Origin of the sequence: Corynebacterium sp. UBA4397, assembly GCF_002390965.1 — a bacterium.
Classification (GTDB): domain Bacteria; phylum Actinomycetota; class Actinomycetes; order Mycobacteriales; family Mycobacteriaceae; genus Corynebacterium; species Corynebacterium flavescens.
Genome location: NZ_DGRD01000004.1, coordinates 25161 through 51755, shown reverse-complemented (window position 1 = coordinate 51755; position 26595 = coordinate 25161). Strand labels below are relative to the sequence as shown.

The 26595-nt window shown below is 61.0% G+C and carries 23 protein-coding genes; 14 read left to right on the top strand and 9 right to left on the bottom strand.

What is annotated here, in order from left to right:
- Positions 1-280: 280 nt before the first annotated feature.
- Positions 281-784 (bottom strand): Cys-tRNA(Pro) deacylase, encoded by a 504-nt coding sequence (ybaK, locus tag B2696_RS01545; RefSeq protein WP_286953606.1) that lies wholly within the window; start codon positions 782-784, stop codon positions 281-283.
- A 28-nt stretch (positions 785-812) separates the two neighbouring features.
- Here ybaK and B2696_RS01540 point away from each other — a divergent pair, with 28 nt between their 5' ends.
- Positions 813-1424, top strand: a complete 612-nt coding sequence (locus B2696_RS01540) for a sigma-70 family RNA polymerase sigma factor (protein ID WP_075729346.1) — start codon at positions 813-815, stop codon at positions 1422-1424.
- The gene (gene rsrA, locus B2696_RS01535) at positions 1424-1690 is read left to right on the top strand and encodes a mycothiol system anti-sigma-R factor (protein WP_075729347.1); all 267 of its coding nucleotides are present in this window, start codon (positions 1424-1426) and stop codon (positions 1688-1690) included. Before B2696_RS01540 ends, rsrA begins: the two co-directional genes overlap by 1 nt.
- Positions 1691-1772: 82 nt before the next feature.
- On the opposite strand, the gene B2696_RS11510 is transcribed toward rsrA, so the two are convergent.
- Positions 1773-1847: a 50S ribosomal protein bL37 gene (locus B2696_RS11510; RefSeq protein WP_100227335.1), complete on the bottom strand. Its 75-nt coding sequence runs from the start codon at positions 1845-1847 to the stop codon at positions 1773-1775.
- A gap of 81 nt (positions 1848-1928) precedes the next feature.
- Positions 1929-2189 (bottom strand): WhiB family transcriptional regulator, encoded by a 261-nt coding sequence (locus B2696_RS01530; protein ID WP_276623094.1) that lies wholly within the window; start codon positions 2187-2189, stop codon positions 1929-1931.
- 383 nt (positions 2190-2572) lie between these two features.
- On the opposite strand from B2696_RS01530, the gene B2696_RS01525 reads away from it, so the two are divergent.
- Positions 2573-3136, top strand: coding sequence for a hypothetical protein (locus B2696_RS01525; RefSeq protein ID WP_232315968.1), 564 nt, complete (start codon positions 2573-2575; stop codon positions 3134-3136).
- A gap of 37 nt (positions 3137-3173) precedes the next feature.
- Here B2696_RS01525 and B2696_RS01520 read toward each other — a convergent pair whose 3' ends face one another.
- Together B2696_RS01520 and B2696_RS01515 are read right to left on the bottom strand one after the other, a co-directional pair.
- On the bottom strand, positions 3174-4412 hold the full coding sequence (locus tag B2696_RS01520; RefSeq protein ID WP_286953597.1) for a hypothetical protein: 1239 nt from the start codon (positions 4410-4412) through the stop codon (positions 3174-3176).
- Complete coding sequence (locus B2696_RS01515; protein ID WP_286953594.1) at positions 4409-5728, bottom strand: DEAD/DEAH box helicase; 1320 nt, start codon at positions 5726-5728, stop codon at positions 4409-4411. The genes B2696_RS01520 and B2696_RS01515 overlap by 4 nt, the downstream gene beginning before the upstream one ends.
- A gap of 72 nt (positions 5729-5800) precedes the next feature.
- Between B2696_RS01515 and B2696_RS01510 the strand changes: the two genes are divergently transcribed.
- The 8 genes from B2696_RS01510 to B2696_RS01475 all read left to right on the top strand — a co-directional run bounded on the left by B2696_RS01510 (position 5801) and on the right by B2696_RS01475 (position 18092).
- Positions 5801-6025 carry a DUF3107 domain-containing protein gene (locus B2696_RS01510; RefSeq protein WP_276623089.1) on the top strand — a complete coding sequence of 75 codons (225 nt, stop codon included), beginning with the start codon at positions 5801-5803 and terminating at the stop codon, positions 6023-6025.
- Positions 6026-6070: 45 nt separating this feature from the next.
- Entirely contained in the window at positions 6071-7015 is a 945-nt protein-coding gene (locus tag B2696_RS01505; protein ID WP_286953591.1) for a DUF3152 domain-containing protein, read from the top strand.
- A gap of 16 nt (positions 7016-7031) precedes the next feature.
- Positions 7032-7805, top strand: a complete 774-nt coding sequence (locus tag B2696_RS01500) for a hypothetical protein (protein ID WP_286953589.1) — start codon at positions 7032-7034, stop codon at positions 7803-7805.
- Positions 7802-10936 (top strand): ATP-dependent DNA helicase, encoded by a 3135-nt coding sequence (locus B2696_RS01495; RefSeq protein WP_286953586.1) that lies wholly within the window; start codon positions 7802-7804, stop codon positions 10934-10936. Before B2696_RS01500 ends, B2696_RS01495 begins: the two co-directional genes overlap by 4 nt.
- Positions 10923-14138 carry an ATP-dependent helicase gene (locus B2696_RS01490; protein ID WP_286953584.1) on the top strand — a complete coding sequence of 1072 codons (3216 nt, stop codon included), beginning with the start codon at positions 10923-10925 and terminating at the stop codon, positions 14136-14138. The genes B2696_RS01495 and B2696_RS01490 overlap by 14 nt, the downstream gene beginning before the upstream one ends.
- Before the next feature lie 92 nt (positions 14139-14230).
- Complete coding sequence (locus B2696_RS01485) at positions 14231-15325, top strand: potassium channel family protein (RefSeq protein WP_286953582.1); 1095 nt, start codon at positions 14231-14233, stop codon at positions 15323-15325.
- Positions 15326-16045 (top strand): NAD(+) diphosphatase, encoded by a 720-nt coding sequence (locus B2696_RS01480; RefSeq protein WP_286953581.1) that lies wholly within the window; start codon positions 15326-15328, stop codon positions 16043-16045.
- Entirely contained in the window at positions 16038-18092 is a 2055-nt protein-coding gene (locus B2696_RS01475; RefSeq protein WP_276623078.1) for an ATP-dependent DNA helicase UvrD2, read from the top strand. Before B2696_RS01480 ends, B2696_RS01475 begins: the two co-directional genes overlap by 8 nt.
- On the opposite strand, the gene B2696_RS01470 is transcribed toward B2696_RS01475, so the two are convergent.
- Positions 18070-18954, bottom strand: coding sequence for a TOMM precursor leader peptide-binding protein (locus B2696_RS01470; RefSeq protein ID WP_286953577.1), 885 nt, complete (start codon positions 18952-18954; stop codon positions 18070-18072). The two genes, B2696_RS01475 and B2696_RS01470, sit on opposite strands and share 23 nt — an antisense overlap.
- Positions 18955-19065: 111 nt before the next feature.
- Here B2696_RS01470 and B2696_RS01465 point away from each other — a divergent pair, with 111 nt between their 5' ends.
- A complete protein-coding gene (locus tag B2696_RS01465) occupies positions 19066-19581 on the top strand; it encodes a M48 family metallopeptidase (protein ID WP_075729359.1) in 516 nt (171 codons plus the stop codon).
- 16 nt (positions 19582-19597) lie between these two features.
- Here the strand turns inward: B2696_RS01465 and B2696_RS01460 are convergent, their stop codons facing one another.
- Complete coding sequence (locus B2696_RS01460) at positions 19598-21031, bottom strand: zinc-dependent metalloprotease (RefSeq protein WP_286953572.1); 1434 nt, start codon at positions 21029-21031, stop codon at positions 19598-19600.
- 102 nt (positions 21032-21133) lie between these two features.
- Here B2696_RS01460 and B2696_RS01455 point away from each other — a divergent pair, with 102 nt between their 5' ends.
- A complete protein-coding gene (locus B2696_RS01455; RefSeq protein WP_286953569.1) occupies positions 21134-22204 on the top strand; it encodes a YlbL family protein in 1071 nt (356 codons plus the stop codon).
- Positions 22205-22231: 27 nt separating this feature from the next.
- On the opposite strand, the gene B2696_RS01450 is transcribed toward B2696_RS01455, so the two are convergent.
- On the bottom strand, positions 22232-22870 hold the full coding sequence (locus B2696_RS01450) for a beta-N-acetylglucosaminidase (RefSeq protein WP_286953565.1): 639 nt from the start codon (positions 22868-22870) through the stop codon (positions 22232-22234).
- Positions 22871-22947: 77 nt separating this feature from the next.
- The gene (locus B2696_RS01445; protein ID WP_075729363.1) at positions 22948-23484 is read right to left on the bottom strand and encodes a PPA1309 family protein; all 537 of its coding nucleotides are present in this window, start codon (positions 23482-23484) and stop codon (positions 22948-22950) included.
- A gap of 121 nt (positions 23485-23605) precedes the next feature.
- Between B2696_RS01445 and B2696_RS01440 the strand changes: the two genes are divergently transcribed.
- Entirely contained in the window at positions 23606-26551 is a 2946-nt protein-coding gene (locus B2696_RS01440; protein WP_075729364.1) for a UPF0182 family protein, read from the top strand.
- Positions 26552-26595: the final 44 nt, after the last annotated feature.

The following is a 26595-nucleotide window of genomic DNA, read 5'->3' as shown; positions in this document are numbered from 1 at the left end:
CCCGTAAGGGCGGGAAGATTATCTGGCAGCCACCGCACACGCACTAGCCGTTAGGGCCACACAGGAGCCCAACGGCGACTTCCCGCACCCCAAAACAAACCCCAGCGGGCAAGCGGGCAGGACTGTGACTGTGCGGTGGAGATGATCCCGGAAAATACCGGCAAGGGACTCGCTTTTTGCCTGCCACTCCCACCGTGGACTCTAGAAACCAAGAAGAGCTGCTTATCGGCTGGCGCCAGGCAGATACCAGGGGAGGAACGGAGGCCGGGGAGGAAAGAGTTTAATCCGCCACGATGTCGGCGAAGGTGGCGTCGATAAGCTTTGCCAGGTCTTCGGCATTCATAGCGATGTCCAGACCACGCCTGCCACCGGAAAAGTAGATGGTATCGAAGAGGATGGCGGTCTCATCAACGACAGTGGGCAGGGGGTGCTTTTGGCCTAGGGGAGAGATTCCCCCGGGGATATAGCCTGAGGATTTGGCGGCGTCGGCGGGATCGGCCATGGTGGCCTTGTGGGCGTTATGAGCTGCTGCAGCCTTCTTCAGGCTCAGCCGATGAGAGACAGGCAGGACGCATACCGCGAGCTGGCGACGTGGACCTTTCCCGGCGCTGAGATCCACCATGAGGGTCTTAAAGATGCGATCTGGGTCGACGTCGAGAGCAGAGGCCGCGTGCTCGCCAAAGTGATCTGTGCCGCCCTCAAAAGTGGACACCTCGTGGGCTACGCCTGCCTCCTCGAGAACCTTGAGCGCGGGAGTTGCTGCGTGCGGGGTTTTCTTAGCCATGGTGGGGATTGTAGTAGCGCACGATAGTATGGAAAACGTGGCTACTGAAACTTTAAGCGCAAAAGAGCTGCAGCGCCGCTTCGAGGAGCAGGCTCTGCCGCTTTTGGATCAGCTCTACGGGGGAGCTATGCGGATGACGCGAAACCCTCAGGATGCCGAGGATCTAGTCCAAGAAACGTATCTCAAGGCTTATAACTCCTTCGGCTCCTTCAAACAGGGGACTAACCTCAAGGCGTGGTTGTACCGCATCATGACCAATTCCTATATCAACTCCTACCGCAAGGCGAAGCGGCGCCCCACGGAATCTTCCGCGGATGAGTTGAGTGATTTCCAGCTCTATACCACCTCAGGGCATGACTCGACGGGGCTGGAGTCCGCCGAGGTAGAGGCGTTGAAAAGGATGCCGGATTCCGCAATTTCCCAGGCCATGAATGATCTCCCGGAGGACTATCGCATGGTGGTTTACTATGCGGATGTGGTTGGTCTGGCCTATAAGGAGATCGCCGAAGTGATGGGCACCCCACTGGGGACCGTAATGAGCAGGCTGCATCGTGGAAGAAAACTACTGCGCTCCGCGTTGAAGAATGTAGCGAAAGAACACGGCATCGGAAACGGCCACCCAGATACGGAAGAGAAATAATGAAACGCACGAAGGAAAACAACTGTGGTGCGTGCACTTCTCCCGAGGTGCAGGCTTTGTTTTGTGAGTTATTAGATAGCACCACGAGCTATGCCCGTGCGCTGGAAATCCGCGAGCACATCGCGCAGTGTGACACCTGCCAAGAGCGTCTAGAGAGCGAGGAGGTGGTACGCGCGCTAGTGCGCAAGTGCTGCCTAGAGGCAAAAGCCCCGCAGAATCTCCGGCAGCGCATCAGCGTGGAAATCACGCAGATTACTGTGCGCTAAAGACGGCAAAAGGCTCGTTCTCTGTATTTTCCTGCCTTGGGGCGGCGGGAAAGTACCTGAAAACGAGCCTTTTTTGCTGTGTTTATGCGTTAGGACGCTTGCCGCGGTTAGCGGACTTCTTACGGCGATCCTTGCGCTTACGACCACGCTTGCTCATCGTGTACTCCTTCGTTGAGGGTAAATGAACTTAGTCAACTCTAGCGGCAAGGAATGCCAGACAAGAAATTGGGGGTACTTCCTAGACGGTGACGCGTGCGCGGCCACGTCCGCGGTTGGCGCGACGCTTGAGTGCGCGACGCTCTTCCTCAGACATGCCGCCCCATACGCCGGCATCTTGGCCGGACTCGAGGGCCCACTTGAGACAGGCGGAGGCAACCGGGCAACGGTTGCAAACGAGCTTAGCTTTAGCGATCTGGGTGAGTGCAGGGCCGGAATTGCCGACGGGGAAGAAGAGCTCTGGGTCCTCATCGCGGCAAATAGCTTCGTGGCGCCAATCCATGATTGAAATCTCCTAACAAATTTTAGACAGCAGGGAACATCAGTGCCCCTTACTTCTGGCGAAGAAAGTTGCAACAAATGTCGTGGGGTGTGAGGCAAACTGGTCTGCTTGCAGTGGGGCCCAGGCTCGAAGCTGAGCCGCGTCGCCGCCGCCATGGTTTACTCTGCATTAACCCGAAAGGGCTTTCAGGTTAAGAACCGGTTAAACAGTTCGTTGTTTTTGCTACTTGAAAATAATGACATGTTTAAGTAATTCCCGCTAGGGGTAGACGTCAAAATGTGTCAAAGCTCACGGAGCCGATGGCTACTTAGGGCTGCCTAATAAGCGCTGCAGACCTGAACGCGAGCTGGGAGAAACGTTCTGAGCTGCGCAATGTTGCGCGGATGAGTGAGTTTAATGAGCGCAATCCCGTCAAATCTGTCGATCGACACGGTGCCCCCACCGCAGGTGTACCGCGGATCGCCCTCATGGGCACCAGTAGACTGTCCCGCGTGAATAGTCCCGCGAATGATCCCGTGAACAGTCCCGAGAAGAATGCTGAGCGTGCGCCGCAGCCCATCGTCATCGCCACGGCAATCTCCGTTGTCCAATCCTTGGCCGTCATCGCCTTTGGAATCTTCCTTATTGTTCGAGAGCTGATGGGGAAAGAAAACCCGTCGATGATCTCTGAATCATCAGCAGGAGGCTTCGTCGGAGTCGGAACCGCGCTGTTTATCTTCGTCGTATTCGGCTTTGTCATTGCCGGTTCTTGGGCTCTGCTCAAAGGCAAGCGCTGGGGCCGCGGCGCAATCGTCCTCGTGGAGTTCATTCTTGCCGCTAGCTCCTTCCAGATGCTCAGCGGCGGTGCGGTGGTCCTAGGCGCAGTAGTTCTCGTCAGCGCCGTGGCAGTGCTCGGGCTGCTGCTTTTCGTCCCCGCCTCGGCGCAGTGGTCGGCGCGCAACTTTTAGAGCTGGGGGAGAGGCCCACCTTAAACCGGGAGGTGCTCTAACGCGCAGAGAGGGCTACCGCCACGTCTCCGCGCTGCTCGATGATGCTCTCTCCGGCCAAAGAGAGATAGACAGCGCCGCGGTAGTCCCCGCGGTCCACGGGGATGGTATAGCGGGTACTGCCGTTGGATGCATCCACCACGGCGATGCCTTCTGGAACCGGGACGAGGAGCTCTGGACCCGCTGCCACTGGAGTGCCGATGGCCTCGCCGAGGACGCGGTCTACGTGCAGGTCGGAGGGGGTAAACAGATACAGACGTTCCCCATCGAACCAAGACATGTTGTGCGGGAGATCTGCGGTAGCCGGGGCGAAGGGGATAGAGGCGCCATCGTCAAGCGGGGCGGGCTGCGCTGCAGAGCGCGAGATTTCGTTGCCAGAGCGATCGTAGGCCACAATCTCTGGGCTCGGGCCGGGGATGAACACCGCCGCCGCCTTTTGGCCCACCGCCACAAGCTTTGCGCCGGGGTTATCTACTTCTATATTCGCCTCTACCTCGGGCTTGCGGGAGTCCTCGGGCGTGGTCTCTTGCAGGCGTAGCCAGGTAGAGTCTGGATCCGCAGGGCATGTTTCAGTCACGGCGAGTAATTCAGTACGCGTGAGCGCAGAAGTGATCGTGCAATCTGCATGTTCTTGCATATCGGATTCCTGTGGCGCCTCGACATCGCCATACTCCACGGAGCGAACAAGATCAGAGCGCCACAGCTCGGCGCGTTCGCTAGAAACCGTGCCGACTCGGTCATTCGAGGATAAGGACACCACGTCCGGAGAGTTGATGGCGCTGCGAGTGTCTGCATACTCGCCCGTGGCCGCAGAAATTGCTACCACGTCGCCACAACCCGCGCTCGTGCGATAGGTGGCTACGACCTTGTCCCAGGCGGTGGAAAGGGAACACAGTGTAACGTCGGTGCGCTCATAGGACCACGCGGTACGCCCACCCGCCGTGGTGGCGGTGATGGTAGAGCCTTCATGAGTAATGAGCAGGCCAGCCGCAGTCACAGCGCGGAAGTTTCCCGGGGTGAGTTGGTTGCTCAGGCGGAAGTCCTCACCGAGGCCGGCTGGCGCTGGGGAGAGCTCGCTTTCGGCAGGGGTACCAGGCGCGGCCTGCTGCGTGAGGTGGCTGTGGCGGATACTAGCGGTAGAAAAGGCTCCAACGACTGCTACGGCGCACACAATCACGATAATGAAGGCGGCCTTCCAGTCCCGGGGTGAGTCGCGGAGAATGGGGGCCGGGCTCATCGGCGCCGACTGTGGGAGCGGCGCTCCCGGGTGCTATTGCGGTGAGGAGAATTCTTCTGTGACAGGAAGCTGGCACCAATGACCTTGGTGGCCGGGCCGACGGTCTCTTCCACGTCTTCTGGAATATCCAGAGCCTCGGCGAGCTCGGGCGAAGTGCTAAACCACTTCGGGGGCTCCGGTTGCTCGAGTCCTAATTCATCATTGATGATCTGCCACTTCGGTAGCTCGTCATATCCAACCAATGTGATGGCGGTGCCGGTGTGGCCCGCGCGGCCGGTGCGCCCGATGCGGTGGACAAAGGTCATGGGGTCATCCGGAACTTGGTAGTTGATGACGTGGGTGACATCGTCCACATCGATGCCGCGGGCGGCGACATCGGTGGCAACGAGAATGTCCACCGTCCCATTGCGGAAGCTGTCGAGAGACTTTTCGCGCGCGGCCTGTCCCAGATCGCCATGAACCGCCGCCACCTTGAAGCCACGCTGGGCGAGCTCTTCAGCCACGGTGGCTGCGGAGCGCTTCGTGCGGGTGAAAATGATGGTGCGTCCGCGTCCGCGCGCCTGGAGGGCGTGGGCGAGGACGGATAGCTTGTCCATACGGTGGGCAAGGAAAGTGACCTTGCGCGTGGAGGCATGAGTCTGCGATTCCTCGCCGGCCTCAGCGCGAATGCGAAGGGGCTTATTCATGAACGTGCGCGACAGTGTGAGAATGGGTCCAGGCATGGTGGCGGAGAAGAGCATGGTCTGGTGCTTGTTCCCGTGCAGTGCCTTGAGGATCTTCTGGATGTCTGGCAAGAAGCCGAGATCGAGCATCTCATCTGCCTCATCGAGGACGAGGATTGCCACGTGATCGAGGACGAGGTGGCCTTGTTGCGAGAGGTCGAGGAGGCGACCGGGCGTGCCGATGATGACATCTACGCCCGTCTCGAGCTGCTTGATTTGCCCCTCATAGGGATGGCCGCCGCACAATGTGGCTAGGCGAAGCGGGAGCTGGGAGGCGGCAACCTTGAGGTCTTCACCGACCTGGACGGCCAGCTCACGGGTCGGCGCAATAATGAGGGCCCGCGGGGTGCCGTCGAGCTCCTCGATGGCGGCATCATCAAAGACGCGGTCTAAGACGGGAACGCCAAAGCCGTAGGTCTTGCCCATGCCCGTGCGTGCTTGCCCAATGAGATCATGGCCGGCGAGCGCAATCGGCAGAGTGAGCTCTTGGATGGCAAAGGTATGAGTAATGCCCCGCGCGGCAAGTGCATCGCAGATTTCGGCGGCGACACCGAGGGCCGCAAAGGTCGGGGACTGGGAATTTGAGGCGGACACACCTCGATAGTAGCGGGGATCGTTATAGTAGAGCCATTAGGAAGCAATCACACAAGGAGATTTAACACCCCCATGGATATTAAGTTCGGATTCGCCGATACCGCCCGCGAACTAGTCATCAGCGTCGATGGCCAGCAGGATGAGATTTCGCAGCAGATTAATTCCGCGCTGGCAGATAACTCGGCACTGGAGCTCGTGGACGAAAAAGGACGTAAGTACATCATCCGCACCGACCGCGTGGTTTATGTAGAGATCGGCGCCACTAAGCCGCACGCCGTGGGCTTTATGGGGGCATAAAAGCAATTCCACCTCTGGCCACCTCATTGGGTAACCTAATGCCCCATGGAGACTTCGGGCAGCAACCATAGGCGCCAGCACCGCAAACCAGCTCCACCGAACGTGGTGGAGCGTTTCGCACAGGAATATGGTTGGTGGCGTGTCGTGGCGATCCCGATCATGGTCATCATCACTGTGTGGGTGATCGTTGACATTGCCCGCGGTGGCTCGGTCACGGAATCTCCCTCGACTGCAACGTCGGTCGCCTCATCGGTTGCGCCGTCGGGTGCGGAGCACGTAGGTCCTGATCCCGCGGCTGTCGACGCCGCTCGCTTATCCATCGATGAACTACCGCCAGGCGGCCCCTTTACTGAGGCGGGAGACGGTACTTTCCGCGAGGTCGGCAGCCCAGGGGCCCACTTCGGGCAGGGCGGAAAGAAGCTGGTGCGTTATGCGCTGGAGGTGGAAAACGGCATTGATACCTCGACACTCGGTGGCGATGCTGCATTCGCCTCACTGGTTGACGCCACCTTGGGAGACCCTCGAGGCTGGACCGCCACGGGGGACTATGAGTTCATTCATGTCGCTGCCGCGGACAACCCAGATACCACCATCCGGCTGACCTCCGTTGCCACCACAGCCGAGCTCTGCGGCGCGCAGCTGCAGACCGAGACCTCTTGCCACACCACCATCACCGGAGACTCCACGGTTAACCTCAACGAGTCACGGTGGGTGCGCGGCTCAGCCACCTTTGAGGGCGATGTGGGAAACTACCGCCAGTACCTCATCAACCACGAGTTCGGGCACGCCATCGGCTATGCCTCACACCAGGCCTGCGGCGGACAGGGCAAATTGGCCCCCATCATGATGCAACAGACCCTGAGTCTTAATAACGCGGAGCTCTACGAGAAAGACTCCAAAGAGATCTACCCTAATGAGGACACCACCTGCGAACCTAACCCGTGGCCTTATCCCACCGCCGCCAGCCAGGATCCGCACAACCCCGAATAGGAGCTAAGTAGCCGCCATGCCCATTCCTCCAGAACATGTTCTCAGTGCTTTTCCCTCCGGTAGTTCCGCACGGACGTCGGCAGGCACCCAGCTCCGTTCGGCTTGGGATAACGGCATTCGCGTCGGTGATACGGTTTATGCCCAAGCCAGCGAATGGGCATCGTGGTCAGCCAAGGTGCGCGAGAAACTGGAGGTCGCCGGGGCCCGTATAGCCAGGCCAGTGCTTTCCAGCGACGGTCGTTATACCGCCGCAGGGTGGAAGGCCACGTCTTTCATCGAAGGCAGCCTGCAGGGACGCATCGATGAGACGGCTCAACTAGCGCTGCGTTTGGAAGATGCACTATCCACCGCACCGCTGCCCGGATTTGGCAAGCGAGATGACGTATTCGCCCGCGCCGAGCGTGCGGCCTGGGATGAGCAGGGGGAGGCCCTGCGCGTGTTGGATCATCCGCACGTGGTCATTGGGCACGCCGACCTGTTGGGAACCACCGTGTACTCCGGCAGCAACCCTCCGGCCGTCCTCGACATCGTTCCCACGGATTCGCCTCGCCCAGCCGGTTGGAGCGCGGCTATCGTGATCGTCGACGGACTCATTGCTGGCGCCGTTGATGAGGGGATCTGTCGGCGTTTTAGCCACGTGCCAGACATGGACCAGCTCCTGCTGCGGGCGGCGTCCTATCGCCGCCACGTCAACGATATTCACCCCCACTCTCAAGCGATCACTCGTTCGCACATAGAGGCGGTAGAGGAGATGCTCGTGTCCGCAGCGACGGGGACACTATCGCGGTGAGTTATAACCCCCATGCCGCCACCCGCGCCGGCGTGATCCTTCCGCCCTCGCCACAGGTGCGTCTCGTGGCTCGGCCCGCCACGCACCACGCACGGCAGTGGGACTTCGATCTCCCCGCGCAAGGTACGTGGCGGGTGCGTGGCGGAGCTGGCACCGGCGTATCGAGCCTGCTCATCGACACCGTCATCGCGCAGATCGAGGCGGGGGCGGATCCTTCCGGCATCCTCGTCGTAGCCGCATCCAAAGAATCGGGATCACTGCTGCGCCGCGAGTTGAGTGAGCGCCTGCACGATTACAGCGCGCAAGCCTCCATGGTGCGCTCCGTTCACTCTCTGGCCTTCGCGCTGCTGCGCCAAGCCAGCCCGGAGACTATCCGGCTTATCACCGGCGCGGAGCAAGATGCGGTCATTCGCGAGCTTCTGCAAGGCCACGTCGTGGATGGGCGCGGTTTATGGCCCTCCGAGATTCGCCCCGCCCTAGGCTACGTCGGCTTTGCCAGGCAGTTGCGGGATTTTCTCCTGCGGGCCATCGAACGCGGGCTGGCACCAGCTGATCTGGAGGGGCTGGGGTATGAGTATGCGCAGCCCATGTGGACCGCGGCGGGCGATTTCCTGCGGGAGTATGAGCGCACGCAGGCTCTGGCTGGTGCCAACTCCTATTCTGCGGCCGAGCTGCTCAACCAGGTGCTCCTGCGCCCGCAGCTGACCCGGAGCCATCCCTGGCACACCATCATCGTCGATGATGCGCAGCTGCTGGATCCTACCGCAGGTAGGCTCATCGAAGCTCTCGTTCCGGACGCGCGCCTCGTCGTTGTCGCGGGCGATCCGGATCAGGCGGTCTTTGCTTTTCGCGGCGCTAGTTCGCAGTTCCTGCAGGATTTCCGCGCCGAACACGAGCTGAATCTCACCCGCGCCTGGCGCACCCCGAGCCCGGCATGCGTGAGCATCGTGGATTCACGCGGCACCTTGCGCGATGTCGTGGCTGACACGGTGCGGCGCCGGCACCTGGAGGATGGCATCGCCTGGCACGAGATTGCTGTCATCGTGCGTTCCACCGGCGAACTTGCCGCAGTCAGGCGCAGCCTGTTGGCCAGTGGAGTGCCTGTTCACATCAGCCCCACCGACGTCGTGCTCTCCCAACAACGCCTGGTCAAGGCCATCCTCCTGGCCCTGCGCAGCCTGGAGGAGGAACTGAGCAATACCGAGCTGGAGGAGCTCATCACCGGTCCAGTCGGCGGCGCGGATCCCGTGACCCTGCGCCGACTCATTCGCGGTTTGCGGCGCTGGCGGCCCCAGGAGCGCGGAATCACCACCCTGCGCGAGGTTTTGCGCGGGCCTTTGCCGGACTTCAAAAACCTGCTTACCGAGCGTGAGCTGGCGATCCTCGGCCGCGTCCGGGGGGTTCTCGGCGCCGGGTTGGAGGCCATCGAGGCCGGCGCCAGCGTCGAGGAGATCCTGTGGGCGGTGTGGCAGGCCACGGGGCTGGATACGCGCCTGCAGGCCTCAGCCCTGCGGGGTGGGGCTACCGGCTCCCAGGCGGACCGTGACTTGGACGCCATCATGGCGCTTTTCGACGGCGCCGGAGACTTCGCCGAGCGCCGCCCGGGCGCCGAAATAGCATCCTTTGTCAGGCATATCAACGAGCAAGAACTTCCCACCGGCGTGCGCGATCGGCGCAGCGCCATACCGGAAGCGGTGGAAATACTCACCGCGCACGGCGCGGTCGGGCGCGAATGGGACACCGTGGTGGTCGCTGCCCCCCAAGAAGGCGCCTGGCCCTCGCTGGGGGAGACCGGATCGATCTTCGGCCAAGAGGATCTGATCGATCTGCTCGATTCCGGCATCATCCCCGGAACCCCTGTCAGCCACGGCGCCGTCCGCTTGGCCGAGGAGCGTCGCCTCTTTCACGTAGCCACCACGCGCCACCGCCGGCGGCTGCTTATCGCCGCGGTCGATTCCCCGGAGGGCGATGAGGTGGAAGAGCCCTCGCGCTTTATTGCGGAGTTTGCAGGAGCCGGCGTGGACGTTCCTGGCCAACAGGCGCGCCGGGCAGCCGCGCGTAAGCTGCGCCGCACGAGGCTATCGCGGGAGTTGGGACTGGACGTTGCTGAACCGGCCCCCATCGTCGCGCGCGAGGGCCTTGAGGTTGATCCTTTGTCGGTATCGGTGCTTTCCGTTCCCGCCTTTGTAGCGCAGTTGCGGCGCGTGGTGTGCAATCCACAGGCAGGGGAGAGTGAGAAGGCCCAGGCCGCGCGACAGTTGGCGCGCATGGCGCAGGCAGGAATACCGGGTGCGCACCCCCAGCAATGGGCCAATGCGCGTGCGGTGGCCTCGAACGTGGCGCTCAAGGACAAGGATTCGCTTTCGCCTTCGCGTGTAGAGGCGTTGGTGAACTGCCCTCTCAACGCCATGCTCGCTGGTGTCGCCGAGTCTGCGGATAATCCCATCCATCTAGTGCGCGGAACTTTGGCGCATGCCTTTTTTGAGGCCTTGGGGCGCGGCGTCGACAAGCGCGAGGCCTTCGAGCTCACGTTGGATGCTTACCTGTCTGTCGTGGAGTGCCCGCCATGGCAAAGGGCGTCCGAGGAAGAGGCCTTTGCCACCCTGCTGGACCGCATCGCAGTCTGGGCCAACGAGACTGCCGGTGTCCTAGAAACCCGTGGGGTCGAGGTACCCGTGTCTGTGCGCATCGGGGAGGAAGCGTCGATCCACGGCTACATTGACCGCCTGGTACAAGCCGGGGAAGACTTTGTGGTGGTGGATCTGAAAACGGGAAAGACTCCGCCGAGCCAGGCACAGGCACAGGACAACCTGCAGCTCAAGACCTACCAACTCGCGCTGGCCCATGGAAAATGGGAGGAAGGCGCCATTGTCACAGGGTCCGGCCTGCCACGTGGCGGCGGCATACTGGTCTATCCAGGAGCACACACCGTCAAAGTTCCCACTCGCGAGCAGGCGGCGGTGCCCCCCGAAGAGTTGGAGGAGTTTGCACAACAGCTACCACCGTTGCTCGCCCAGATGCGGGGGCCGCTGCTTCGCGCACGCGAGAATCCCACCTGCGAGCGCTGCCGCCTGCGTACTATCTGCCCGGTCCAAAAGGAAGGAAGGCTTGCCACCGATGCCCACGACTAACTCGGAAGACCTCCAGCAAGAATCGCGCTTCGACGCGGTGACCCTGGCAGGGGCCTTGGGCAAGAAGTTTCCGCCCACCGCCGAGCAAGCCCACGTCATCGAAAGCCCGCTGGGACCCAAGCTCGTCGTCGCCGGCGCGGGTGCGGGCAAGACGGAAACCATGGCCGCGCGAGTGGTCTACCTGGTTGCTAACGGGCTCGTGCGCCCAGAACAGGTCTTGGGATTGACCTTTACCCGCAAGGCGGCCCAGCAGCTGGAAAAACGCATTCGCACCCAATTGATGGCGCTGCGCGGATCGGGCCTCATCGTTCCGGGTTCAGACGTGGCGGAGGCATTGAGCAATATCGCCCCGGTTGTGTCCACCTATGATTCCTACGCTGGGGACTTGGTGCGTGAGTACGGGCTCTTGCTACCGGTGGAACCGAGTGCCCGGATCATCACCGAGGCCGAGCGCTTTGCCATCGCCCACGAGGTAGTGAGCAACTATGGCGGCAGGCTGTCTGCGGGCCAGTCTTTGTCCACGGTGACCCAAACGCTGCTGCGTTTGAGCGAGTCCATGGATAGCGAATTGGTCGATCCCGCAGCTCTGCGCGCGCACGCGGAGGTGTTCCAGTTAACCGCCGAGGATCTGGAGAAAACGAGCAAGAAAGGGCCGGAGTTTAGCAAGCAAGTCCAGAAGTATCTCGATACCCAAAAGCTGCGGCTGGAATATCTCCCGCTCGTTGAGGCTTTGCATGAAGAGCAGGCCGCGCGTGCTGTCATAACTTTTGGTGAGCAGATGTCCATCGCGGCCCGCCTGGCACGGACGCACCCACAGGTGGGGCAGCAGCAGAGCCAGCGCTACCGAGTCATCATGCTTGATGAGTACCAAGACACCTCCTATGCCCAGCGAATCCTGCTGCGCAGCCTTTTTGGCGGCGAGAGGCAGGGGCTGGCCGTTACCGCGGTGGGAGATCCCATGCAAGCCATCTATGGCTGGCGCGGGGCCACAGCGGAGAACCTTGCCGCCTTCGTCGAGGACTTTCCGCAGGCTGGGGGAGCGCCAGCGGGCAAGGATCAGCTCACCACCTCCTGGCGCAATCCGGTCCGGGTGCTGGCGCTGGCTAACGACGTCGCCACCTCAGTATTCGCCGGCGCGCCGCGGCCCGTGGACGAGCTCGAGGCCCGCGCCGGTGCCGCGCCGGGCGAGGTGAGCCTGGGTTATTTCGCCACGGGTGCGCAAGAACGCGAGTTTATTGCCCAGCACCTCCATAAGCTCTGGGAAAAGAGACCTGAGGAATCCGGTTTTAGCGCGGCAGTGTTGGTGCGTACGAACCGTCAGTCCGCATTGATTTCGCAGGCCCTCGATGAGGTTGGCGTGCCCAATGAGATTGTCGGGGTGGGCGGCCTCCTCTGGCAGCCGGAGGTCCAAGATCTCGTGGCCCTAGCAACGATGCTGGTGCGCCCCCAAGACAGCGAGGCGGCGTTGCGAGTGCTCAGCGGGCCTTTGTGTGGCCTGGGCGTGGCTGATATCCAGGCGCTGCATTCCCGCCAGCGCAATCTCATGGGCGCGGGGGATGCCCGCGTGCGCTGGGAGGAAGGCAGCGATGCTTTGGCCCATTTATCGGCGCAGCTAGAGCAGGCGGTGGCGGAGGGCCCGGACCAAGTCCTGGGGCTTGCCGACGCCCTCGCTGACTTAGGCGAGCGCGAGCGCTACACCCCGCAGGGGCTGGCGCGCATGGAAGAAGTAGGAGCTAAGCTGCGGCACCTGCGTACCTATGCCTTGTCTAAGCCACTCAGCGATCTTTTCGCCGACATCGAGGATCTCTTTTGCCTGCGCACCGAGGTCCTTACCCGCGGCGGCGCAGGCGCTACCACCCAGCTTGATAAGTTTGCAGAGGTGGTAGCCAGTTTCCACGGTGATTCTCTCTATGCTTTCCTCGATTTTGTCGAGCTTGCCCGCGAGCGTGAAAATGGCCTGGACTCCGGCGAGGTTCCCACCCGCGGGGACCGCGTGCAGATCATGACCGTGCACAAGGCCAAAGGCTTGGAGTGGGAGCATGTCTGCGTCGTCCACGCGGACTCCAGCAGCTATGGCGCTAAGGCAGAGACCTTCCTCACCAACGTCCATAAGGTCCCCGGGGATGAGGATGTCATTGAGGTCGACCCGGATGCCACGAAGCGCTCCGCCTTTGGCAAGGCCTGCGAGGAGTATAAGGCGCAGGTGCGCGAGCACGAGGCAGAGGAGGCCGCGCGCCTGTTCTATGTGGCGCTCACGCGCTCCGAAGCCACTCTCACCATCACGGGTTCCGGAACTAACCTCAAGACAGGGGCCAGCAAGAAGGGGCCCTACGCGTATTTGGCGCTCCTGCGGGCAAAGCACCCAGATCTCGTTGTCCACTGGGATGTGCCGGAAGACCCCGAAGCCCTCGAGGCAGCGCCGCCGCAGGAGGCAGACTTCCCGGCGCTGCACCCTGCACCGGAGGCGCTTGCCGGGGCCGAAGCAGTCTTGGCCGCCATGGAAGAACTTCCGGATTTAAGCGCGGGGGAAACCTACGAGCTCTGGGAGCAAGAAGCCGGTGCCTTGATCGAGGAGTATTCCTTGCTGCAAGCCCCGGTTGTCGAGGTAGAGATGCCTAGCGAGCTCACGGCCTCTGACATGGTGGCGTTGAGCACGGATCCCGTCCAATTCGCGCGCCGACAACGCCGACCCATTCCCTTCAAGCCCAATTCCTATGCCAAGCGCGGCACGGCTTTCCATGCCTGGTTGGAGGATTACTTCGCCATGCCCGCCTTGCTCGGCGAGGATGAGCTTCCCGGCGCAGAGGAGACGGAGCCTGGCGACGTCGAGAAGCTGCGCCAGGACTTCCTCGAATCGGAATGGGCCGACCGTGTGCCGGCGTTCGTGGAGGCGCCCTTCGAAATCACTATCGGTTCCAGCGTGGTGCGCGGAAGGATGGATGCGGTATTCTCACAGCCTGATGGCTCGTGGTTCATCGTGGATTGGAAGACGGGGCGCCCTCCTGCGGGCTCGGCCTTGCGCTCGGCGGAGGTGCAATTAGCGGTCTACGCCGAGGCGTGGCGGCGCATCCGTCGTGCAGACAATGTTCGTGCCGCGTTCTACTATGTGCGGGAGGGATACCTCTTCGAACCCCGTGATTTGCCGCGGGGCGATAAGCTTGCTGAGCTTTTGGAATCGGCGGTGACTCCGCCACAGGTTTAAGGTATAGGACAGTTCTCAGAAGAGAGTTTAAGTCCACTACAAGGTTTGATAGAGCGGAGAGATCACTGTTTGCCAGGAAACGCGCCAGTCGTATGAGCGCAAGGCTCAAGGAGCGCTTAAATCCGCAAGCGGAGCGCAGCACCGAGCCTGACTATGCCCTCATCGACATCATCAGGGTCCCACGGGATGAAAGCTCCAGTCCGTGGCGTCAGTTGGGCTATCGTGCGCTGTGGGCCTTCGGCCTCGTTGTCTTTGTTAGCTTCGTGGTCTACTTCGACGGCGAGGGATATAGCGAAGATATTTCCTTGCTCGATGCCGCATACTATGCCGCGGTTTCCCTGACCACGGTGGGCTACGGGGACATAGTGCCCGTCACCCCACAGGCTCGTTTCATCAACCTCATTATCATCACCCCGGCCCGCCTCGTCTTCTTGGTTTTGTTGGTCGGTGCCACCTTGTCAGTCCTGACCGATAAAGCGCGTAGGACCTTCGAGATCCAGAATTGGAGAAAGCAATTGCGTAACCATACCGTTGTCATCGGCTACGGCACCAAGGGCGCAGGGGCGGTCTCCGCGCTGCTGGCGGATGGTGTTGCAGCTTCGCAGATCGTGGTCATCGATTCCAACCGCGCTTCTCTCGCACATGCCGAGCACCACGGCCTCGTCACCATCTATGGCTCGGGCACCAAGCAGGACATCTTGAAAATCGCCGGCGTCGAGCATGCGCAGTCTATCGTGGTCACCCCGTCCACGGACGATACCGCCGTGCTGTGCACGCTCTCCGTGCGCGAGCTTAATCCCAAGGCCAAGATCGTCGCCTCCGTCCGTGAGTCCGAGAATCGCCACTTGCTGCGCCAATCGGGAGCGGATTCCGTGGTCACCTCCGCAGAGACTGCTGGGCGCATGCTGGGGCTGGCTACCGTTACGCCCACGGTGGTGGAAATGATGGAGGATCTCCTTTCCCCGAATGAGGGATTCTCCGTGGCCGAGCGCCCCGTCCGCGAGTTTGAGGTGGGCTCTAACCCGCGTCACCTCGCGGATATAGTCTTGGCTGTGTTGCGCAACAATGACCTCCACCGCGTCGATACCGCGGACGCCTCGGCGCTGAAGCCGGGGGACCGCCTGCTCTATATCAAGCACGATATGGAACGCCCCGTGGAGGTCACAGAAAAGGACGAGGAGGACTAGGTGTACTTGCCAGTAACCGCTACTGGGCGCGTGCCCGTTGACGGTACAGGTCTGCCGCTTTTTCTTCCCGCGCCCACGGGCCAGATTCAGGTCGCACTCCAGGGTTTCGTTGCTTTCTTGATCGAGGATTCCGCTGCGGCCCGGCTAGGCCAGCTACACGATGCACCTTATTTCGCAGCGAATCCGCAGATCCTGCGGGCCATTGCGCTCATCCGCAACCGTCGCGAGCAGCGCTTCGATCCACGCACTGGCAAGCCTCTCGAGTTCCCAGAACCGGGTATCGTAGGCCACGATGCTGATGACGCGAACCGGCAGGTCTTTCCACGGCTGGATCCAGCGGTCATTGGACTCATTACTCTGGCCGGCAGCGAGCGCATTCTTCTCGCCCGCAACCGTCAGCGCTCCGGTTTTTACTCCCTCATCGCTGGTTATGTTGAGTCCGGAGAAAGCCTAGAAGAGGCCTTTAGGCGCGAAGCTCTGGAGGAAACGGGGCGCCGAGTCGATGACGTCACCTATTGGGGCTCGCAGCCGTGGCCCCCAAGTAGCTCCATCATGCTCGGGTTTTCTGCGGTGACGGAGGATGTCCACGCCACCTGCGATACTGACGGGGAGTTGGAAGAGATTCGGTGGGTATCTCGCAGGGAGCTTCCCTCCCTGCCCATTGCCCGCCCGGGATCAATCGCACACAAAATGATCATGGAGTGGTATCACGGTGATTAAACCGGACTTGTCCCTATTAGATGAGGATCAACGGCGCGCGGCCGTCGCGCCTCGTGGCCCCGTCTGCATTCTGGCTGGCGCGGGTACGGGAAAGACCCGCACAATTACCTACCGCATCGCCAACTTGGTAGACCAAGGCTTCGTCAACCCGCAGCGCGTCCTCGCAGTGACTTTCACCGCGCGTGCCGCTGGAGAGATGCGGGATCGCCTTGCCGCCATGGGGGTCGGGGGAGTCCAAGCCCAGACTTTTCACGCCGCTGCGCGGCGTCAGCTGCGCTACTTCTGGCCACAGGTAGCCGGTGACCTGCCTTGGCAGCTCATAGACAATAAGTTCTCCTTGGTTGGCCGTGCGGTTCGTTCGCTGGGGGCAGATAACTCCAAGGATTCGATCAAGGACTTCCTTTCAGAAATCGAGTGGGCCAAGTCCTCGCTCATCAGCGCGGATTCCTACCCGGAGGTCATCGCCACCACGGCGCGGGAGGCGCCCACGGATCCGGCCAAGGTCGCTGAGGTCTATCGGCGCTACGAGCAACTCAAGTCCACGCCGGAACGCATGCTGTTGGACTTCGATGATCTCTTGATGCACATCGCCGGAGCGATTGAGAACGTCCCTGGCGTCGCCGAGGTATTCCGGGAGCAATACCGCACCTTCGTCGTGGATGAGTACCAGGACGTGACGCCCCTCCAGCAGCGCGTGCTCAACGCCTGGCTGGGGGATAGGGATGATCTGACCGTGGTGGGGGATGCCAATCAGACCATCTACTCCTTCAACGGGGCCTCGCCGGAGTACCTCTTGAACTTTTCGCGGACCTACCCAGAAGCCACCGTCGTCAAGCTTCAGCGGGACTACCGCTCCACCCCGCAGGTCACGGGACTGGCCAATACTGTCATTGGCAAGGCTACCGGGCGTGCTGCGGGCACCCGGCTGGAACTGCAGGGCATGCGTGAGCCCGGTCCGGAGCCTACTTTCCGTGCCTATGAATCGGAAGAAAATGAGGCCAAGGAGGTCGCGGGTCAGATCCTCACGTTGCTGGCGCAGGGCGTGCGCGCCTCCGAGATCGCTATCTTGTACCGCATTAACGCGCAATCCGAACCTTTCGAGCAGGCCTTGGCGGATGCCGGCATAATATACCAGGTGCGCGGAGGCGAGGGTTTCTTCCGGCGCCCCGAGATCCTCGAGGCCATCCGCGTACTCATCGCGGCCTCGCGCCGTGAAGATTTGCCTGATGATCCGGTAGCCATTGCCCGCGCGGCCTTCGTCGAGCTCGGTCTAAGCGCCACCGAGCCCCAAGGTGCGCAGGCCCGGGAGCGCTGGCAATCGCTCAATGCATTAGTTGATCTCATCGCCCAGATTGTGAGTGATAGCCCTGATTTTGATCTACCTGCGGTCTTGGGGGAGCTGAAGCGCAGGGCTGATGCCAAGCAGAACCCCACCATGGAGGGCGTCACCTTAGCTACTCTGCACGCGGCCAAAGGCCTGGAGTGGGATGCAGTATTCCTCGTTGGTTTGACGGAGAAGCTGCTGCCCATCAACCACGCCATCAAGGCCGGAGATGAGCAGATCGAAGAGGAACGCCGGCTGTTTTACGTGGGAATTACCCGGGCGAGAGTGCACCTGGCGTTGTCGTGGGCCCTGGCCAAGAGCACAGGCTCGCGGGCTTCACGTGAGCGCACCCGCTTTCTCGACGGGATTGTCCCTGAGGTGGCGCAATCACATACGGCAGGGCGCAAGTACCGCCCGCAGCGATGCCGGGTATGCCGCGGCGAGCTGCAAACGCCGGCCGAGAAAGTTCTGGGTCGGCACGAGGACTGTGAGTATCAGGGGGACGAGGAGGTATTCAGCGCCTTGCGTGCCTGGCGTTCGCGTGCGGCGCGGGACGCCAAGGTGCCGGCCTACGTAATCTTTTCGGATGCCACTTTGCGTGCACTCTCTGAGGATCTACCAGGCAGTGATGCGGAGATGCTCGATGTGGCTGGCGTCGGCCCCGCCAAGCTTGAGCGCTACGGCGCCGAGGTCCTCGAGGTTATTCGCGCAACAAGGGGCTAATGGCCTGCAAGGCCCCGCTAAAGCACACGGGGCAGCGGCGGTGCTCGTTGAGGAAGCGCTGCTGGTTGCGCCCGTAGACATCGACCTCGAGTACTTCTCCGTTAAGCATGGTGGCGCCGCTTGCGCCTGGCGGAAGGGGCCGGCCCGCTAGTTTGCGGATCTGGATGAGGGCCTGGGCGGCGACGGCCTGTATCGCTGCCGGGTCCGCAATTCCAGGGGTCTGCGCCAGCTGTTGGGAGACGTGGTGCCAGCGCGGATCTGCATCTACGCGGTGTAGGTGTGCACACAGCGGGCACGGGCCCTGCTCACCGCGGCGCAGCGGGCCGATGAATCCACGGGAGTCGAGCAAGGAGACCGGTAACCAGGTGAGTCCGTGGCCATCAAGCGCGTTGGCTGTGTCCACGGGATCCGCCAGGAAGTCCACGGCGACAACCGGAATATCCGAATCGAGGCTTGACGCATAGGAGCCCAGAGATTCCTCTCCCAACGGCGTGCGCAGCTCAAAGCCATCGGACTGCGCCATGGCGCGCAGTCGCCCTGCTAGGACGGAATCCCCGAGGATGGTGAGGTAGCTCGCCATCGCCGGGGGCCTGAGAATGCCATATCCCACCAGGTCCGCGACGAGGCTGGAAGAAGCCATGACCCCCAGGCCACAGTCCCGCAGGTCCTCGATGATGCGTGCGCGTGGGGCGGGCTCAGCCAGCGCGTTCAGGACGGCGGCAACCTCTGTGGCTCCTGTTACCTCGATGAGACCCATACGAGTTGCGTCTGCGCCAAATTGCACCACGCCCGGCTCGCGCACCACAGCTTGGCAGCCATATGTCAGCTGCAGTAGTTCTCCGCCTTGGTATTCGTCATACATTCGCGTTGAGTCTTTCTCCCCTTGGTGTTCTCGAGTTGGACTCCTCGAGACTGCGTGACACCCCCTGCCCCGCAGATAGGCACCATTGCACCACAGGTAGAATCTGCTGTCATGTCGAGTGCCCAGATTCCCGTGGACGTTATCCGTTCTGCCCGCCGCCGGCGCACGGTGCAAGCGCGCGTGACCGACGGAGTGCTGCAGGTGCGCATTCCGGCATGGATGTCGCGTGAAGAAGAGGCCCAGGCTGTCGCCGACATGCGCGCGCGGCTAGAACGCAAGCATAAAAGCCGGCACTCCTCTGATGAAGACTTGGCTCGCCGGGCACGGGAGCTCAATGAGCGCTACCTCGCTGGCCGCGCCACTTTTAGCTCCATCAGGTGGGTGAGTAATCAGAATTCGCGCTGGGGTAGTTGCACCACGGGAACAGGTGAGATTCGCATCAGCGACCGCCTGCGTGACGTGCCCGATTATGTGGTGGAAGCCGTGATCATTCATGAGCTCACGCATACCTTCATCCCCGGTCACGGAACCGAGTTCTGGGATTGGGCGGATAAAGCCCCGCAAGCCGAAAGGGCAAAAGGATACCTCGAGGCCTATCAGCGTTTTAGCGCCGAGGCCCCGAGGTAGTTAAAGCGGGACTTTCTTAGCCCTCGTTCTTTTCGCCGTTGTCCTTATCGCCCTTGTCGCTGTCGTCATCAGTGTTCTTATTTTCGGTGTCACCATCACTGGCGTTGCCTTCAGCGCCGCTGTCTTGCTCACGCAGCATCTGCTCAAGCTTGGCAAACTCCTGCTCGAAGCCCTCATCCGTGGAATCATCCAGGAGGGAATCGATGAATGCGGCGGGGTTATCGATGTTGTCTGCGGTGGGCAGGAAGTCCGGGTGATCCCACGTCTTATCACGCTGCTCAGGACCGACGGCCACGGTGGCGCGGTGCCACAACTCTGCTGCCTCGGACACCTTTGGTGCACTGAGTTCGATGCCCACGACCTTCGAAAGGGCTTGGTCGGCGGAGCCTCCGCTAACGCGGCGCCGTGCCCAAGCCTCGGTCAAGGCGGCGGTGGAGGGGATGCGCTCGCCCAAAGCCTCGGAGACAACGTGCTCGACCCAGCCCTCGACCAAGGCCAACAAAGTCTCTAGGCGCGCGGCGGCGGCCGCGTTACGAGAACTAATCTTGGGGGAAAGATCCATGCCCTGCAGCTTGCCAATGGCATCTTGGATGGCTTGGGGGTCTCCCGATTCTAGGTTGAGATCGCGCGCTGCTTCCTCGATGTGAGAAGTATCGATAACTAGGCCCATGGCGTATTCCTCGACGGAGGAAACGATGCGCTCCACTAACCAAGGAACGTGCTTGAACAGGCGCTGGCGAGCTGCCTCACGTGCAGCCACATAGACTAAGACCTCCTGGGCTGGAATGTCCAGGCCGGCGCTGGCTTTTTGGATATTCTGCGGCAACAACGCGGTCACTCCAGCAGGCGCGATGGGCAGCCCGAAGTCCGAGCCAGTCAAAGCCTGGGAGGCCAGATCCCCTAAAGCGTGCCCAAGTTGCATGCCGAAGTTCATGCCAGACATCTGGTTCATCATCTGCGAAAGAGGACCCATCATGTTCCGGGCTTCTTCAGGCATGGACTCCAGCTGAGCATCATTCATGTGCTTGGCCACGGGGGAGACCATGCGCTGCCACATGGGCAACGTAGCCTCGAGCCACTCCACGGAGTTCCATGCGCTCACTGTGCCAGAAGCGGTGGGTAACGTCGTGGCGTCATCGAGCCACAATTCCGCAAGGCGCACTGATTCCTCTACGGCGCGTGCGTCTTCCGGACTGACGGGCTTGCTAGCAGAGATCTCCTGCATGGCGATCCGCTTTGCCAGATCGTAATTAACCGGCCCAGCACCGCCCTCAGAGTTCATGGAGGAGCCCATGCCGGATAGCATCTGACCGAATTGGTTCAGCATGTCGCCGAGCCCGCCACCGCCGGCGCCGAAGTTAAAGCTCCCGAAGGGGTTGTGGTCGCGGCGGCCGTCGTTGTCATCGTCGTCATCACTATTGGGGAAGGAAAAACCGAATCCTTTGCTCATGCGTCCCAATGTACCGATACTCGCGCTCACTATTCTATGAAGCGCGCAACGCTGACAGCGAACACAGATAACTCCGAATAAAACGTTGTAGGCTAAGGCCTCGTGAAATCAGCAGCAAACCGTCGACGCCGCACCCTCGTCTTGGGTGCTATCCCCGTCGTGCTTACCGGAGCATTGGTGAGTATCGATCGTATTCCGGGAACAGACATCTCCCTGACTGTTCCCTACGCGGCCGAGGGGCCAGGGCCCACGGTGAATACGCTGGGGGATGTCGATGGAGTGCAGGTAGTCGCGGTTAAAGCCCCGCACGTCTATGACACAGACGGCAACCTAAATATGACCACCGTGTCCGTGCGTACCAATATGACTCTTGCACAGGCCTTTGGCCGCTGGTTGTTTACGGATGACACCATCGTGCCCATCGAGATCGTCATTCCGCAGAATATGACTGATGAGGAAGTAGAACAGTCCAACAAGCAGGCTTTTACCGAGTCTGAATCTGCCGCCACCGTAGCGGCTATGAATTATCTCGACCTTCCTCTAAAGATTAAGGTCGTCGACGTGCTTGATGGTTCCCCCGCGTCAGGCAAGATTCAAAAAGACGACGAAGTAACAGCCATCGATGGCGAGGAAGTGACCGAGCCCGGGCAGGTTCAAGATCGCATCCGCGCCAAACAGCCGGGCGACAGCGTAGAGGTGAGCGTTCTGCGGGGTGGGAAAGAGCTCACAAGTGCGGTGACCCTCGGTTCCTCGCCTGCTGATAAGAAGGTATCGTTCCTCGGCCTGAGCATGCTGTCTGAGCCTGCGGAGGACATCACCGTGGACTACAATCTCCAGGACATTGGCGGCCCCTCGGCGGGAATGATGTTCACCCTCGCGGTCATCGACAAGCTTTCCCCCGGGGATCTCAACGGCGGCAAGTTCGTGGCCGGAACTGGCACGATCGACGAAAGTGGCACCGTGGGGCCCATTGGAGGCATCGAACACAAGGTGCGGGCGGCCGAGGAAGCAGGGGCGCAGATCTTCTTAGCCCCGGCAGACAACTGCGCGGAGGCTACCAAGGGCGCAAACGGAGACATGGTGATAGCCAAGGTGAAAAGCCTGCAGGATGCGACCACCGCCATGGACAACTTCTCCCAAGGAAAACCTGTAGAGACCTGCCAGGCGGGGTAGAGGAAGTCCCCGGCGAAGGGACGAAGCCTAAGCGAGGCCTAGCTCTTTAATCCTGTCCTCGGGATCTTCCTGGTCGGTCGAAATCATCTGCTGCATCACCAGTCCTTCCTTATTATCTACGACGGTGATGACCGCGGTAGTGCCCAGAGTGGACCAACCCACGACGCGGTCGCCGTCATCTTCCACGACGCGAGAGCTGCGCAGCTCGGTGAGCACCTGCGTGGTCTGCGAGGCCTTGGATTGCGACTTAAAGAACTGGAATTGGCCAATTTCCGGGCCAGAGCAGTTATAGGAATCTTTGACCCCGGCTGGATCGCAGCGATCGAACTCGGCGAATACCGTATCCGGGGCAAGCGAGCCGAAGATCTTCTGTGCATCCGCCACCGACTTGACCTGCCGGGATTCCGAGCGCGTGGAGTCTGCAGGTTCGCTGCTTTGCGAAGCCGCCTCCTCGGAACGGTTTCCAGATTCAGAGGCGGAAGCCTCAGTGGATGAAGCGCTAGCGGAAGAGTCCTGTGCAGAGGTAGAGCTGGCCGTAGTCTCCGGGGTAGCGGAGTCGGATGCGGCGGGATCCTCGTCTCGGGTGGAGCAACCCGCCAGAAACAGCCCCAAGGAGAGGCCGAGCGCGGCGGCGCCGGTCAAGCGGTGGACAGCGAGGTTGCGCACGATAGGACTCCTTGCATACGTACTTAAGTGTTGGTGCCTTTTGCGAGGTCGCCGGAAAGGCAACCCGGTCTATTAGTCTAGTCGAGTTCTTCCGGTTCTTGTTCCAAACCGTATCGAAGGGCGGCGATGATCCCCGGCGCCACGTCCGGCCCGCCCCGCAACTGGATCTCGTCCTGCGCGAAGGGGCCTGCCTGCGCCAGATCTTCCTCGGTCGGGCGCAGCTGAAGCAGCGTCAACTCCACGCCTTCCTCACGGAGGACACCGGAGAACAGGCGGGCGGGACTCGGTTTCGCTGCGGGGTTCGATGTATCGCGAAAGACAATTTCCTGGGCGAGGATGACCCCCGCGACCTCGGGAGGCCAGGCCAAACGCGATACGTAGTCCGCAAGTTGCTCGGAACCAGGCTCGATGTTGTCGGGAAGAGAATCTTGGACCACGAGAGTCAGCGGTGAATCATCCGCCTCGTCCCATTGGCCTAGTTGCTCTGCCAGCAGCTCGGTCGGCACGAGGGCGAATAGGGAAGGCCGCGCGTCCCAGCCCTCGCCGTGGACAAATTCGACGGCTTCACGCATGGCCTTGTTGAGAGCGGGCTGGGAGATTCCGGGGGAACTCATAAACATCCTTATTCGTTATCTGTGTATTGCTTCCCTAAGCTGGAAGTCTATACCGGTAATATTCATACGATTTTGATTGGAGCTGGCGTTGGTCTCTGGACTATCCCAACCCGCGGCCCCTATGAAGCGACCCCCTCGTGCGCTCACGTGGGTCGTGGCTATCATAGCCATCCTATTGTTCGTCGGGCCTTTGGCCGTCGGCGTTTACACGGACTGGAGGTGGTTCGGGGCAATCGAGTATCGCAACGTCTTTACCAAGACAATTCTCGCGCGCATCGTCCTCTTCGCGGTCTTTGCGCTCGTCAGCGGCGCCGTCGTGTGGCTGGCCGGCTACCTAACCTGGCGTGGGCGCCCTGATGAGTTCGATATCGGGGATCTCAATTCTCCGGTGCATCAGTATCGCCGTTCCATTGAGAAGGGCATGCACCTTTTCTTCCGGGTGGTTCCCTTCATCGTTGGCATCGTCGCCGGCATCTTGGGCCAGTCCGCATGGCGCGACGTTTTGCTCTTCCTCAACCGTCACCCCTTCGGCGTTGAAGATCCGCAGTTCGGCAACGATCTGGGCTTCTATGCCTTTAGCTTGTCCATGTGGCAGCTGCTCGTCAGCACGCTGTCGGTGCTCACTGCAGTTGCTTTCCTTATCGCATTGTTTGGACACTACATCCTCGGCGGCATCCGCATTGGTAACCGTTCCGCAGGCATCACCGGTGCCATCTCCCGTCCTGCTCGCGTCCAGCTCGCGGTGACCGCAGGTATCTGGATGCTCCTGCAGGTAGCAAAATACTGGTTCGAGCGCTATGAGCTGCTTTACGCAGATCACGCACTTTTCACCGGTGCTTCTTATACGGACATCAACGCCTACCTGCCGGCGAAGATTATCTTGATGATCATCGCCGTATTCGTCGCAATCGCGTTGTTTATGGCCCTCGTAGTCAAGGACCTTCGCATCCCCGGACTTGCGGTTGTGTTGATGCTCCTTTCCTCGCTCATCATCGGTCAGGCATGGCCGCTGCTCATGGAGCAGTTCTCGGTGCAGCCTAACCGTCAGGCCAAGGAAGCGGAGTCCATCGGGCGCAACATTGAGTCCACGCGCTACGCCTATGGCCTCACCGATGAGGACGTGACCTACGAGCGCAACTGGGGCGCTAGCGAGGTCGCTGACTCTGAGGTAGCCTCCGAGTCCGCCACGATCTCCAACCTGCGCCTTCTTGATCCGGATGTTTTGCCTCCGACCTTTACTCAGATGCAGCAGCTGAAGAACTTCTACGGCTTCCCCAGCCCGCTGGCCATGGACCGCTATGAGGTCGATGGCGAGATGCGGGACTTCGTGGTCGCCGCGCGCGAGCTAGATCCCAATGAGCTGCGTGAGAACCAGTCGAACTGGATCAACCGCCACACTGTATATACCCACGGCAACGGCTTTGTCGCCGCACAAGCAAATACCGTCGATGAAGTAGCGCGTGACGCCGGATCTGCCCGCGGTGGTTTCCCCGTCTTTACAGTCTCCGATCTTCAGACCAAGGCCGGCAAGGCCCAAGGTGAGGGAGAGACCAAGGATGCTGAGGAATCCCTGGGCATCCACGTCGACCAGCCGCGCACTTACTTCGGTCCTGTCATCGCCTCGGCGCAGGATGGACTGGACTATGCCATCGTCGGACAGACGGGTGATGAACCGGTTGAGTATGACACCGATTCCTCCACTTACACCTATGACGGAACGGGCGGAGTCTCCATCGGAAACGTCTTTGACCGCGCCGCCTATGCGCTTAAGTACCAGGAGATGAACTTCCTGCTCTCGGATCGAGTGGGCGAGGATTCCAAGATCCTCTATGACCGTGACCCGCGTGAGCGCGTCGAGAAGGTTGCCCCCTGGCTGACCACGGACTCTTCCACCTATCCTGCCGTCATTGATGGCCGCATCAAGTGGATAGTTGATGGATACACCACCCTTGACGCCCTGCCTTATTCTCAGCGCACCTCGCTGACGGAAACTACGCAGGATGCTCAGAACCCGGACGGCACGAGCCAGCGCCTCATCAATGACAACGTTGGTTACATCAGGAACTCGGTCAAGGCTACGGTTGATGCCTACGACGGCACGGTAGACCTCTACGAGTTCGACACTGAAGACCCAGTCCTCAAGGCTTGGGAGGGCGTGTTCCCCAACGTGGTGAAGCCCAACTCTGATATCTCGGCTGAGCTGCGTGATCACTTCCGATACCCGGAGGATATGTTTAAGGTTCAGCGCACGCTTCTGGCCCGCTACCACGTTGATGACCCAGGGGTATTCTTCAACAACGACGCATTCTGGTCCGTTCCTGAAGATCCTACTGCCGGCGAAAATGAAGGCCTCAACCAGCCGCCGTACTACGTGATGGCCGCCGATCCCAAGACCGGCAAACCTAGCTTCCAGCTGATCACCTCTTATCGTGGACTTAACCGTCAGTTCCTCTCGGCACACATGGCTGTTTCCTCCGACCCGGAGACTTATGGCAAGTTCACCGTGCGTGTCCTTCCCACTAATACTCAGACCCAGGGTCCGAAGCAGGCGCAGGATGCCATGATGTCCTCGGACCAGGTCGCGCGTGACCGCACTCTGTGGGAGGGCTCCAACGACCTGCACAACGGCAATCTGCTGGCATTGCCGGTTGGTGGGGGAGAGATTCTCTACGTCGAGCCCATCTACTCGCAGCGCAAGGGCCAAGAGTCTGCGTTCCCGAAGCTGCTGCGCGTACTCGTCTCCTATAAGGGACGGGTTGGCTACGCACCGACCATCGCCGAGGCGCTGGAGCAGGTTGGCATCGATGCCAAGGCTGCCCAAAGCATCGAGGAGGTTAGCGGTGACGGCGGGGATGCCTCTGCTGCCAAGGAAGGGGATGAAAAGCCCGCGGATTCTGCTCAGCCGGCTACTGCTCCTTCTTCCTCCAGCGAGGGCGAGGCAATTTCCAAGATCAATGATGCTTTGAAGAAGGTCGAGTCCGCCCGCAATGGTTCCTTCGAGGAATACGGCAAGGCACTCGATGAGCTCGACAAGGCAGTTGACGCGTACCAGTCACTTTCCAAGTAGTGACTGATTGCTCAAAGAGTGAAAGCGGCACCTGACCGGCTGAT